Source organism: Pseudorhodoferax sp. Leaf265 (assembly GCF_001422365.1).
GTDB lineage: Bacteria > Pseudomonadota > Gammaproteobacteria > Burkholderiales > Burkholderiaceae_C > Pseudorhodoferax.
In genome coordinates this window covers 35381-46985 of record NZ_LMMT01000025.1, presented here as the reverse complement: position 1 = coordinate 46985, position 11605 = coordinate 35381, and the positions used below count along the sequence as shown (strand labels likewise).

The 11605-nt window shown below is 64.5% G+C and carries 11 protein-coding genes; all 11 read left to right on the top strand.

Annotated elements, in window-relative coordinates; genetic code table 11:
• On the top strand, positions 1–247 hold a 247-nt coding region (locus ASF45_RS36580; RefSeq protein ID WP_235580990.1), incomplete at its 5' end, for a hypothetical protein.
• Between the two features lie 117 nt (positions 248–364).
• Entirely contained in the window at positions 365–955 is a 591-nt protein-coding gene (locus tag ASF45_RS20990) for a TetR family transcriptional regulator C-terminal domain-containing protein (RefSeq protein ID WP_369802151.1), read from the top strand.
• A gap of 91 nt (positions 956–1046) precedes the next feature.
• On the top strand, positions 1047–2027 hold the full coding sequence (locus tag ASF45_RS20985) for a PDR/VanB family oxidoreductase (protein ID WP_156473118.1): 981 nt from the start codon (positions 1047–1049) through the stop codon (positions 2025–2027).
• On the top strand, positions 2024–3307 hold the full coding sequence (locus ASF45_RS20980) for an amidohydrolase family protein (protein ID WP_056667341.1): 1284 nt from the start codon (positions 2024–2026) through the stop codon (positions 3305–3307). Before ASF45_RS20985 ends, ASF45_RS20980 begins: the two co-directional genes overlap by 4 nt.
• Before the next feature lie 49 nt (positions 3308–3356).
• Entirely contained in the window at positions 3357–4229 is an 873-nt protein-coding gene (locus tag ASF45_RS20975) for a creatininase family protein (protein ID WP_056667330.1), read from the top strand.
• A gap of 86 nt (positions 4230–4315) precedes the next feature.
• Positions 4316–5317: an ABC transporter substrate-binding protein gene (locus tag ASF45_RS20970; protein ID WP_056667328.1), complete on the top strand. Its 1002-nt coding sequence runs from the start codon at positions 4316–4318 to the stop codon at positions 5315–5317.
• A gap of 66 nt (positions 5318–5383) precedes the next feature.
• A complete protein-coding gene (locus ASF45_RS20965) occupies positions 5384–6187 on the top strand; it encodes an ABC transporter ATP-binding protein (RefSeq protein ID WP_056667324.1) in 804 nt (267 codons plus the stop codon).
• The gene (locus ASF45_RS20960; RefSeq protein ID WP_056667321.1) at positions 6184–7023 is read left to right on the top strand and encodes an ABC transporter permease; all 840 of its coding nucleotides are present in this window, start codon (positions 6184–6186) and stop codon (positions 7021–7023) included. The genes ASF45_RS20965 and ASF45_RS20960 overlap by 4 nt, the downstream gene beginning before the upstream one ends.
• Before the next feature lie 27 nt (positions 7024–7050).
• Positions 7051–8442: an FAD-binding oxidoreductase gene (locus ASF45_RS20955; protein ID WP_056667356.1), complete on the top strand. Its 1392-nt coding sequence runs from the start codon at positions 7051–7053 to the stop codon at positions 8440–8442.
• Complete coding sequence (locus ASF45_RS20950; protein ID WP_056667318.1) at positions 8439–8903, top strand: RidA family protein; 465 nt, start codon at positions 8439–8441, stop codon at positions 8901–8903. The genes ASF45_RS20955 and ASF45_RS20950 overlap by 4 nt, the downstream gene beginning before the upstream one ends.
• 429 nt (positions 8904–9332) lie before the next feature.
• Positions 9333–11531, top strand: coding sequence for an alpha/beta hydrolase domain-containing protein (locus ASF45_RS20945; RefSeq protein ID WP_156473116.1), 2199 nt, complete (start codon positions 9333–9335; stop codon positions 11529–11531).
• The last annotated feature ends 74 nt before the right edge of the window (positions 11532–11605 follow it).

The following is an 11605-nucleotide window of genomic DNA, read 5'->3' as shown; positions in this document are numbered from 1 at the left end:
TGCGTTCGCCTCGGGAGTTCAGGCGGCAGCAGGCCACCGCAGCCGACCAGGCGCTTTATTGCGAATAGGGCGGGACCGGGAATACGGGGGCAACATCACCAGCAGCCGTTTGCGCGCAATCGCCAGCAAACGTTGGGAGGGCGTGTCGACGAAGCTGCCAAGGCGCAATTTGAAGCCGAACACCTCGCGGCGGCATCTCGCACACTCCCAGGTGACAATCGCAGCAAGAAGGTATTCGCAACAGTGATGCGTTCACACCCTACGCACATCAATGGTCAACGCTACCGACAACAGCCACTTCAAACCAACTCGCACGCCTGTCACCGTGAACCCGGCTCGCGCACGGGTGGGACGAGAACGCATCATGGCAAACATCCAGGAAGCGGCGATCATCGAGTTCAGTCTGCACGGACTGAAGGGAGCGTCGACCCAGGGAATTGCCGAACGGGCTGGTCTGACCAAACCGCAACTCCACTACTACATTGCCGGAAAAGAGCAGCTTTACTGCGACCTTCTGATGCATGTATTGCACGAGTGGAAGGTCGTCCAAGCGTTTGACCTTGACCTGGGCAGCCCGGCCGCCGTGCTCGAAAAGTATATTCGGCAAAAGCTGGACCACGCCTTCGACCATCCCGACATCTCTCGAATCTTCACCCGGGAAATGTTAGATGGCGGTGAGAACCTGTCTCAGTTCTGGCCGCAAACGCGGGCGTGGACGCAGGGCAAGATCGACGCAATCGAAGGGTGGATCACGCAGGGCCTCATGCGACCGCTCGATGCGCGACTGCTGCTGATGCACATCTGGGCGACAACCCAGCACTACGCCGATTTCGCGCCGCAGGTGAGGGTGTTGCTCGACCACGGTCCGGGGGGCTTGCATGCGGACCGCGAGCGTATTGCCCAGGAACTCTGTAGCTTGATCCTCATGGGCTGCGGATTGAAACCCAACCGCTGAATTTCCGCGGCGCGCCGCCGTAGTTGGCATAGCACGTGCTTAATTTGACCATTCGATCAGATCGATTGGTCAAATTGGTGCACTGTTCGCTGTGACAACTTCATCCGATTCCAGAACGCCCATCCGGCTCACCCGTGTTTCGTGGGAAACGCCGCATGTACACCGCTTCCAGTTCGAGGGCCTGGATGGTCGGCCTTTGCATGCATGGGAGGCAGGCGCCCATATCAATGTCTACCTGCCGAACGGCCTGGTCCGTGCTTACTCTCTGTGCGGCGTACCGAGCGCTGCGCCGTCGTGCTACGAGATCGCCGTTAAGTGCGAAGCGTCAGGCCGTGGCGGCTCTGCCGCCATTCACGAGCTTCGAGTGGGCTGCGAGCTCCAGATCAGCGCGCCGCGCAACGTCTTCGCCCTGTCGGACACGGCATGCCACGCCCTGCTGCTCGGCGGCGGCATTGGCATCACACCTCTGGTGGCCATGGCACACCAGCTGCACCAAGTTGGGCGCCAGTTCACCCTGGCAGTGTTCGCGCGCACCAGGGAGTCGCTCCCGCTGCGCACCATTCTGGAGAATTCCGCTTGGCGCCACTGCGTATCCGTCCATCTGGATGACGAGGCGGAGCCAGTTCGGCCAGCAGACCTGATCGAACGCTCGCCGCTGGGTTGCCATGTCTACTTTTGCGGCCCGGCCGGGTTCATGGAGGGGGTGCAGCAAGCGACCAAACATTGGTCCCCGGACCGGGTGCACTTCGAGTATTTCCAGGCGCCGGCTGTTTCGGCGCCGGTACCGCTCACCACAGCAGAACCCACCGCGCGGAGCTTCAATGTCCATCTCGCGCGCAGGAACATGACGCTCGCGGTCCCGCACAACCAGACGATCGCCCACGTCCTGCAGAGCGCGGGAGTCCCTGTGGACACAGTTTGCGAGCAGGGGATCTGCGGCTCGTGCGTCACACCCTATCTCGAGGGCCACCCAGCCCACAAGGACATGTGCCTCGCTGAGTCCGAGCGAGCCAGCAACATCGCGCTGTGCTGTTCGCGCTCTGTATCCGACCTCCTGACCTTGGACCTATGACCATACCGGTGCAACCGCCGGAAGCAGGTTTGACCAGACCCGCCAGCCTGCTGCAGGCTGCGCGGCTGCCGCAGTGGCTGCTGCCGCCTGATTGGCCGCAACGGGAATTGCAACCCGCTCTTGCCGACATCGGCATCTGTGGCCGCCGCATCGTGGCCGTAACCCCGCACCGGAGTGCCGATGTGGAGCACCCGGAATCAAGGTGGCAGTTGCACGGGGCGTTGGTCACACCCTGCTTCGTTGATGCGCACACGCATCTGGACAAGGCTTACACGTCATCGCGCCTGCACGACGCAGGTCCAGGCCTGCTCGCGGCCATCGACGCCATGGCAAAGGATCGCTCCCGCTGGAGCACTAACGACTTGCGAGAACGGATGTCACGCGGTCTCGAGGCTGCATGGCGCAATGGCACGAGCCACATCCGCACGCACATCGATTGGGCAGAGGGGCCAGAGCCGCCGCTGGCCTGGCATGTGATACGCGAGCTTGGGCAGGAATGGAGCAGTCGCCTCAGCGTCGAACAAGTGAGTCTGGTCAAGCTGCCGGTATTCGCGGACTTCGAGCGGGCAGACCGGTTGGCTTGGCACGTCGCTTCGACCGGCCCAAGCGCCATCCTGGGTGCATTTGTGCACTCCAGCAATTGGAATGCCTTAGCTCTGGAAAACCTGTTTCGCGCAGCGCAACGCCACGGGCTTGATGTTGATCTGCACGTTGACGAGGAACTCAACCCTGGTGCGTGTGGCTTGGTAACCGCCGCCCGAATCGTGCGCGAGACAGGTTTTTCCGGACGAGTCGTGTGCGGCCATGCCTGCTCACTTGCAGCGCTCGACGACGACACCGCCTCACAGGTCCTGGATGCTCTGAGCGACTTGCCGTTCACGCTGGTGGCGTTGCCCACGACCAACCTGATGCTCCAGGATGCAGTCACCGGCCGAACGCCGGGACGACGCGGTCTGACCCGCGTTCACGAGGCTCGGGCGCGGGGCATTCCTGTCCTGTTTGCCAGCGACAACGTCCAGGATCCCTTCTGCCGATTGGGCACTTTCGATCTGCCGGAGGTCATGACGGTGGGCACCCTGGTCGCCCAGTTGCCCCGTCCCTTCGATGCGTGGTCGGACAGCATCTGCCGCAGTGACTGGCTCGGGCGCGGCGTCCCTCCAAAGCGAGCCGGCCTCGTCGGACAGCCCGCTGACTTGGTCGTGTTTCCGCACAGCGATTGCTGGAGCTGGCCCTCCAATACAGCACAACGAACTGTGCTGCGCGCCGGCCAACGTTTGTGACTGCATCGATCTCCTTCATTCCCTCTCACCCAACTTCACCTCCATATCTATGTTGCACGGCTACATCCCACCCAATCGGTTCCTGCCCTATCTCAGCTGGACCGACATCAACGCCCTGCCCGACCGCGAGCAGACCGTCGTCGTGCTGCCCTGCGGCGCGATCGAGCAACACGGCCCGCACCTTCCTTGCTCCGTCGACAGCGTCATCGCGTCCGGCGTCATCGGCAAAGCACTTGAACGCCTGCCGAGCGAAGTTCCGGCATTTGCCATGCCTCCGATCACCTACGGCAAGTCCGAGGAGCACCTGCACTTTCCGGGGACGGTCACGCTGACCGGAACCACCTTGCTCTCCACAGTCGTGGAGATCGGCGAATCCGTGTACCGCAGCGGCTTTCGCAAGCTGCTGCTTGCCAACGGCCACGGCGGACAACCGCAGGTCCTGGAAATGGCAGCCCGGGAACTGCGGCTGCGCCACGGTGACTTCATCGTGGTGCCGTTCGGTGTAACCCGTTTGCCGAGCGCCGCCAGCCGGCAGGTGAGCGACCAAGAGAAAAAGCAGTCCATGCATGCGGGCCACTCCGAGACGGCGTTGATGCTGGCGCTCGCGCCCGAGACCGTTCACATGGAACGTGCGGTTGCCAACTTCCCGCCAGTGTTCCCCTCGAAGATGCTGTCTTCGGACGGCCGCCCCGCGTGCGCTTGGGTGGCGCGCGACTTCGGTCCATCGGGAATCATCGGCGATCCGACCACCGCCACGCGCGAGCAGGGCCTGGAGATTCTCGACACTTTGGCAAACAGCTGGGTACAGGCGCTGACCGAACTCCATAAGCTCGAATGGGTGCAGCGTCCGCAAGCGACCTGGGGGCGCGGAAACGAAACGGGCTACATCCAGGCGTCCGAGCGGCACGTGCCTGCCGTGTAGAGCGCGCCCCAGCGCCTTCCATTGCCGCATCCCCTTTGCCCATGTCTCCTCGCTCGACCCACCCTACTTATTCAGGAGTTCACTTCATGTCGTCCATCGTTGTCCATGCAGGTCACATCGTTCGTGCAACTGCGCTTGTGGTGACCGCTGTCAGCGGCCTGAGCCATGCCCATGCCCAGGAGAAGTTCACCTATGTCACGAACTGGTATGCCCAGGCCGAACACGGCGGGTACTACCAGGCCTTGGCCACAGGCATCTACAAGAAGAATGGACTGGAGGTGACCATCCGGATGGGGGGGCCGCAGGTCAACATTCTCCAGATCATGGGCGCGGGACAGGCCGACTGTGTCATGGGCAGCAGCGACCTGCAGATGATGACCGTCCGCGCTGGAGGGCTCCCGGTCGTGACCGTGGCGGCAAGCTTCCAGAAGGACCCTCAAGTCTTGATTGCGCATGAGGACGTCAAGACCTTCGAAGACATGAAGGGCCGGACGATCTTGATTTCTCCGAGCGCACAACGGGGCTACTGGGCCTGGCTTAAGGAGCGATATGGGTTCACGGATGGCCAGACGCGCCCCTACACCTACAACATTCAACCTTTCATGTCGGACAAGACGCTCGTCCAACAGGGCTACCTGACTTCCGAGCCCTTCGCGGTCCAGAAAGCTGGCGTGAAGGCCAACACCTTCCTCTTCGCTGACCACGGCTATCCCTCGTATGCGGCCACGATTTCCTGCATGGATGCGACGGTCAAGAAGCGACGCAGTGCAGTGGCCGCCTTCGTGAGAGGAACCATGGAGGGCTGGAAGAGCTACCTGGCCAACCCCACGCCGGGCAACGCCTTGATCAAGAAGGACAACCCCAACATGAGCGACGAGCAACTGGCCTACAGCGTTGCAAAGCTCAAGGAGATGGGCATCGTCACCAGCGGCTACGCGGCAGCGAACGGCATCGGTGCGATCGATCCAGCGCGCACGCAACAAAGCTTCGAATTCCTCGTGCGCAACAAAATGATCGACGCCCAGAAACTGAAGCTGGCCGATGTCTACATGCTCGACCTGATCGAGGACGTCAAAGTGATGCCGTGAAGCAGCGCGAAGTGCCGCGCCGGCAAGGCGCAGCCCCGCCCAGGCACCACCTTCCAACCCATTCCCATGAACACAGCCCACCACACCACTCCCCTGGATGTCCCTGCGGTTAATGTCTTGTCAGCAGATAAGACCTATCCCGATGGAACCGTCGCGCTCAAGCCCGTCGATCTGAAGATTCGCCAGGGCGAGTTCGTGACCTTGCTGGGACCTTCCGGCTGCGGCAAGAGCACCTTGCTCAAGATGATCGCTGGCCTGCTGGAGCCCACCGATGGCCGCATCCACCTGTGGAACAAGCCCATCGATCAACCCAGCGACAAGCGCTGCACCTTCGTCTTCCAGGCGCCGACCTTGATGCCCTGGGCCGACGTGCAGACGAATGTGCGTCTGCCTCTCGATCTATCCGGCGTTCCTCGCGACGAGGCTGATCGGCGTGTCGACGACGCCCTGGAGATGGTCGGCCTGGAGAAGTTCTCCAAGTCGCTTCCTCGCGCGCTGTCCGGTGGCATGCAGATGCGCGTGTCGATCGCGCGAGGCTTGGTCGTGCAGCCGAACCTGCTGCTGATGGACGAACCGTTCGGCGCGTTGGACGAAATCACCCGCTTCAAGCTGGATTCGGACTTGCTCGCACTTTGGCGCGAGAAAAACCTGACGGTGATCTTCGTGACCCACTCGATCCACGAAGCCGCCTTTCTCTCCTCGCGAGTCATCGTCATGGCACCACGCCCGGGTCGGGTCATCGAGCAAATCGCCATCAACACTTCGCATCCGCGCAACGAGGAGTTCATGGTCTCGCCCGAATTTGCGCAGTTGTCCAAGAGACTGCAGGTCGCATTGCACCACGCCAGTGCGACGGAGGTAACCGTATGAGCGCACCCGCATCTGTCCCTCAGAACGTGCGCACGGCCGCACGCCCAATGCTGCAGGATCAGCGCGTGCAGCGTGTCTTGCTGCCGCTCCTTGTTGCAACCATGTTGCTCCTCGCGTGGCAGTGGACCGTCGTCCGACTCGAACTGCCGCCCTACGTGCTGCCAGCACCGCTACAGATCGCACTGACGCTCTGGAACGATGCAGGGATGCTGGTATCCGCGCTGCTGGTGACATTGAAGATCACATTGCTGGCGTTCCTGGTCTCCATCGTGCTGGGAGTGCTGATCTCGTTCCTGTTCGTGCAGAGCCGATGGATCGAGACCGCGCTGTTCCCGTATGCCGTACTGCTGCAGGTGACGCCTGTGGTCGCCATCGCACCCTTGATCATCATCTGGGTTCGCGACCCCACGCTGTCATTGGTCCTGTGCGCGACCTTGGTGGCACTGTTCCCGATCATCGCGAACACCACGTTGGGCCTGCGCAGCATCGATGCAGATCTGCAGAGCTACTTCAAGCTCAACCGCGCCACCCGCCTGCAGACGCTCGTGCGTCTGCGCATTCCGAGTGCGCTGCCTTACTTCTTCGGTGGACTGCGCATCTCCAGCGGGCTCGCGCTCATCGGAGCCGTGGTGGCGGAGTTCGTCGCCGGCACAGGCGGCTCGGCAACCGGCTTGGCCTACCAGATCCTGATGGCCGGCTACCAGCTCAACATACCGCGCATGTTCGCTGCGCTGTTCCTCATCTCGGTCGCCGGGGTTGGACTGTTCATGCTCATGGCATGGCTCAGCAAGCTTGCGTTGGGCTCGTGGCATTCAAGCGAGTCCTCGGCCGACTGATTCTGCTTCTCGAAAGGATAGATGGACATGACTTCACTTGCCTCGCAGTTCCCGCAGCAACTCCCTCATCTCGACTGGATCACGGACGCCATGAAGGTCGGCCGTTTGTCGCAGGACTTCTTCTGGTTCAGTCCCGTTCTAAAGCGGCAACTGATGGGAAAGCGCGCTGAGTCTGTGGTACGCCCGCGCAACGAAGAGGAGATCAAGCAGGTGGTGGCCGCCTGCGCCAAGGCACAGGTACCGTTGACGGTGCGTGGTGCCGGGACCGGCAACTACGGCCAAAGCGTACCCCTCGACGGTGGCGTCGTGATGGACCTGAGCGCCTGCAGCCGCAGCCTGTGGCAACGTCCCGGTGTGGCACGTGCACAGGCGGGCATCCGTCTGACGGATCTAAACCGCGAGCTCATCGAAGGCAGCAAGCAGGAGCTGCGTTGGCTGCCCTCGACATACCGTAGCGCGACACTTGGAGGTTTGTTCGCCGGAGGCTTCGGCGGCGCGGGTTCGGTCACCTACGGTCCGCTTGCGGCCCCAGGCAACATCCTTGGAGTCAAAGCGGTGACCGTGGAGGAGGAGCCACAGATCGTCGAGCTGCGCGGCCCCGAGGCCCTGCTGCTGCACCACATGTGGGGCACCAACGGCATCGTTCTGGAAGTCGAGTTCGCTGTCGCACCAGCGCTGGATTGGCTTGAAAGCATTGCCGTCTTCGAGACGTTCGAGTCTGCCTTGCAGTTCGCCAATGGCCTGGCCCAGAGTCCCGGCATCGCGAAGAAGGAGGTGGCGCTGCTGGCTGATCCGATCCCTGCGTACATGACCACATTGAAGGAATACCTGCCCGAGGGACTGCATGCCGTATTGCTGGTCCATGCGGCCTCGGCGGAACCGATCGTCGGCCAGATGGCTGCGGCCAATGGCGGACGCATCACGTACCGGGTAACCCAGGCCGAGGCTCTTGCCTCCAACCACACCCTGATCGAGCACGCCTGGAACCACACGACGCTGCATGCCTTGAAGGTGGACAAGACACTAACCTACCTGCAGACGGCGTTCGTGCCTGGCAAGCATCTTGAGCAGGTGATGAACATCCGGGCGATGTTCGGCGACGAAGTCCTGCTGCATCTAGAGTTCATCAGGACGGCAGACGGTCAGTCCACCTGCACGGCGTTGCCACTGGTTCGCTTCACGACCGAGGAGCGGCTCAACGAGATCATGGCGATGCACCGTGCGGCAGGCGTGCGCGTCAACAACCCGCACACTTTCGTCATCGAAGAAGGAAAGCAGGGGGGCAATCTCAGCGCCGCACAGCTCGACATGAAGCGACGCCTGGACCCGCTTGGGTTGCTCAATCCGGGCAAGATGCGGGCCTGGCCCCAGCGAGGGGCGATGGTTATCTCCTCGACGCCAGCACAGGAGCCCGCATGAGTGTCGGGCGCCCCATGGCGAACTACGCGGCCAGCCGGCGCTGCGGCGACTTCATCCTTCTGAGCGGGGTGGTGGCCGTCGATCCGACACGGCACAAGATCGTTGGCTCCTACGAAGACATTCCTGCAGCCGCGCAGGACGCGCTTCGAGGACTCGGATTCGTGACGGGGCAGATGAGCGTCGATGTATTCGAAGCTCCGATCGTTGCGCAGAGCTGGTTCGTTCTCGACCGCATCCGCCAACTGGTCGCCGAACACGGTGGGGCGATGAACGATGCGGTCAAGCTCGTGCAGTATTTTCGGAATCTGAGCCACTACGCGCTCTACAACCGCGTTCGAGGGCTCTTCTATCCGGAGCAGCCGCCTGTCAGTACGGTGGTGGAAGTGCCACGGTTTCTGCCCAGCGATGAGGTTTTGGTCGAAGTCGAGGCGACCGTGTATTTGCCTCAGCGAGGCCTTTGAGTTGTGAACCGCCCGGTTCTGAACTGCCCCCCAGTGACTATTGCGTCCGGAACCAGCCGATGCGAGCGTTCGCTTGTCGCCGAGCGCTGCCAGCCTTGAACCAAGACCGGGCACTGGATGAGCAAGCTCAAGTCGAGGCGGTCAGATGCCGGGAAGCTGCCCGTCACCATTGCCGGCTCCTGGCCGCCTGCTGCCCACCAAGCCCCCTGGATCGCGCCCACCCGCAGCATTCCCAGACCTGATCGCCAAGCCTCCCGTCTCGCGTCGGCCACACCCCACGGGTAAACCCCCGACCTTTCCGCGCAGCGGAACCTTCGTGCCCACCGCGTGATTGATGCCCCGCCAGCGGCTCCCTATGGTCTGCCTCGTCCGGACGCCGCATGCACCCTGGCTGCCGCGCCACGGGCGCCACAAACGAGGAGACAACGCGTGAGACCATTGATCGCACTGGCGGCCGTGCCGCTCTTGTTGCTGGGTTGCGCCAGCGGTGGCGACAGCCACAAGGACGGGCGCGCCGGCCAGGTGGACCGCTTCGAAGTCCTGTCCCGCACCGACGCCTACAACGGTGCCACGCCGGCCGGCGCGGCCGGACCCTACACCGTCATCACCGGCATCGTGCATGGCAAGCTCGACCCGGCCCACCCCGACAACGCCGGCATCGTCGACCTGGACAAGGCTCCGCGCGCGGCGGACGGCCAGGTGCACTACACCACGGACGTGGTCATCCTGCGGCCCAGGAACGCCGCCGACGGGCGCCGTGTGCTGTTCTACGACGTGGTCAACCGCGGCAACAAGCTGGCGCAGAACCTGTTCGTCGGCGGCGGCGCCCTGGCCACTGGCGATGCGCCAGCGGCGAATTTCCCGTCGCTGCTGCGCCAGGGCTACACCGTGGTCTGGAGTGGCTGGCAGGGCGACGTGGCGCAGACCGGCAACGGCGCCAGCGCGGCGCTGGGCACCGCGTTCCCGACGGCACGCAACGCCGACGGCAGTTCCATCACCGGCCTGGCCCGCGAGGAGTACGTGCCCGACTTCGCGGGCGTGCCCAACCTGCCCCTGAACTACCCGCCCGCCTCGCTGACGGACCGCTCCGAAGTGGTGTTCACGGCGCGGCAGACCTACTACAACGCGGCCGGCCAGCAGACCTATGCCTCGCCCTCCGCGCCCGTGACCGACTGGGAGTACGTGGCCAACGCCAACGGCTCCGTGTCGGTGCGCTTCACGGCGCCGGCCAGCGTCCCCAACGCGCAGGGCGGCAGCCTGGCCCCGGACGCGGGCACCATCTACAACTTCACCTACCGCGCCAAGGACCCCAAGGTGCTGGGCGTGGGCTTCGCAGCGGTGCGCGACCTCGTGAGTTTTCTCAAGCACGACGCGGCCGATGCGCAAGGCAACGCCAACCCGGTGGCCGACCTCAAGGCCGCGGCGTGCGCGGCCGGCAGCAACTGCCCGGCCAATCCGGCCACCAACTTCGACGTGGCGCTGGGCGAAGGCCTGTCGCAGTCGGGCCGCTTCCTGCGCGACTTCCTGTACCAGGGCTTCAACAAGGACAGCGCGGGCAAGCCGGTGTTCGACGGCATGATGGCGCTGATCCCGGCCGCGCGGCGCACCTGGATCAACGAACGCTTCGCGCAGCCAGGGCGCTGGTCCAAGCAGCACGAGGACCACTTCATGGTGGGCGACCAGTTCCCGTTCGCCTACAACGTGACCACCGACCCCGTCAGCGGCGCCACCGACGGCCTGCTGCGCCGCTGCCAGCAGAGCAGCACCTGCCCCAAGATCATGCAGGTGGACGGCAGCTACGAGTGGTGGGGCGGCCGTGCCTCGCTGGTGGTGACCGACGGCGCCGGCCGCGACCTCACGCTGCCCGACAACGTGCGCTACTACCTGGTGCTGGGCACGGGCCACGGCGGCGGGCCGGGTGTGAGCACGGGCCTGTTCACGCAGCCGGCCGCAGGCGCCACCTGCCGCTTCGCGACCAGCCCGGTCAGCATGGCCCAGGTGGAGCGTGCGCTGGTGCCCGCGCTGGAGGCCTGGGTGGTGCGCAACACCGCGCCGCCGCCGTCCAGCCACCCCACCATCGCAGCCGGCACGGCCGTGCTGCCCACCGCAGGCGCCATGGGCTGGCCCGACCTGTCCGCCATCAGCGTGCCCAACGGCGCGGCGGCCACGCCGCTGGCCCTGAGCGTGCCGCTGGCCCGCCACAGCCAGGTGTTCGTGACCGACTACCGCGCACCCGCGCCCGCAGTCGACCTGGCCCGGGCCTACAGCGTGCTGGTGCCGCGCGTCGACAGCAACGGCAACGAGCTGGGCGGGCTGCGCATGCCCGAGGTGGCGGTGCCGCTGGCCACCTACACCGGCTGGAACGTGCGCGGCCCGGGCCACGCCGAAGGCGAGAGCTGCGCCTCCGCGGGCAGCGCGCTGCCGCTCGCGGTGGATGCGGCCACGCGCGCCGCGGGTGACCGGCGCGCGGCGCTGTCCGCGCTGTACAGCGGCCGTGCCGACTACCTCGCCAGGTTCGGCGCTGCCGCGGACGCGCTCGTGGCGGGCGGCTACTACGGGGCCATCGACGCGGCCAACGCCAAGGCCGGCGCGGCCGGCGTGGCCACCCTGCTGATCCCGGCGCCCTGAGCCACGGCGGGCGAGGCGCGGTGCGGCGCCGCACCACGCCGCGGGTTAACCCGCAACCGTTCCACGGGTCGTAA

Bases quoted from the DNA above. Each gene is read 5' to 3' on its own strand.
- ASF45_RS20990 (WP_369802151.1), top strand. From the start codon at position 365: ATGGCAAACATCCAGGAAGCGGCGATCATCGAGTTCAGTCTGCACGGA.
- ASF45_RS20980 (WP_056667341.1), top strand. From the start codon at position 2,024: ATGACCATACCGGTGCAACCGCCGGAAGCAGGTTTGACCAGACCCGCC.
- ASF45_RS20975 (WP_056667330.1), top strand. From the start codon at position 3,357: ATGTTGCACGGCTACATCCCACCCAATCGGTTCCTGCCCTATCTCAGC.
- ASF45_RS20970 (WP_056667328.1), top strand. From the start codon at position 4,316: ATGTCGTCCATCGTTGTCCATGCAGGTCACATCGTTCGTGCAACTGCG.
- ASF45_RS20965 (WP_056667324.1), top strand. From the start codon at position 5,384: ATGAACACAGCCCACCACACCACTCCCCTGGATGTCCCTGCGGTTAAT.
- ASF45_RS20960 (WP_056667321.1), top strand. From the start codon at position 6,184: ATGAGCGCACCCGCATCTGTCCCTCAGAACGTGCGCACGGCCGCACGC.
- ASF45_RS20955 (WP_056667356.1), top strand. From the start codon at position 7,051: ATGACTTCACTTGCCTCGCAGTTCCCGCAGCAACTCCCTCATCTCGAC.
- ASF45_RS20950 (WP_056667318.1), top strand. From the start codon at position 8,439: ATGAGTGTCGGGCGCCCCATGGCGAACTACGCGGCCAGCCGGCGCTGC.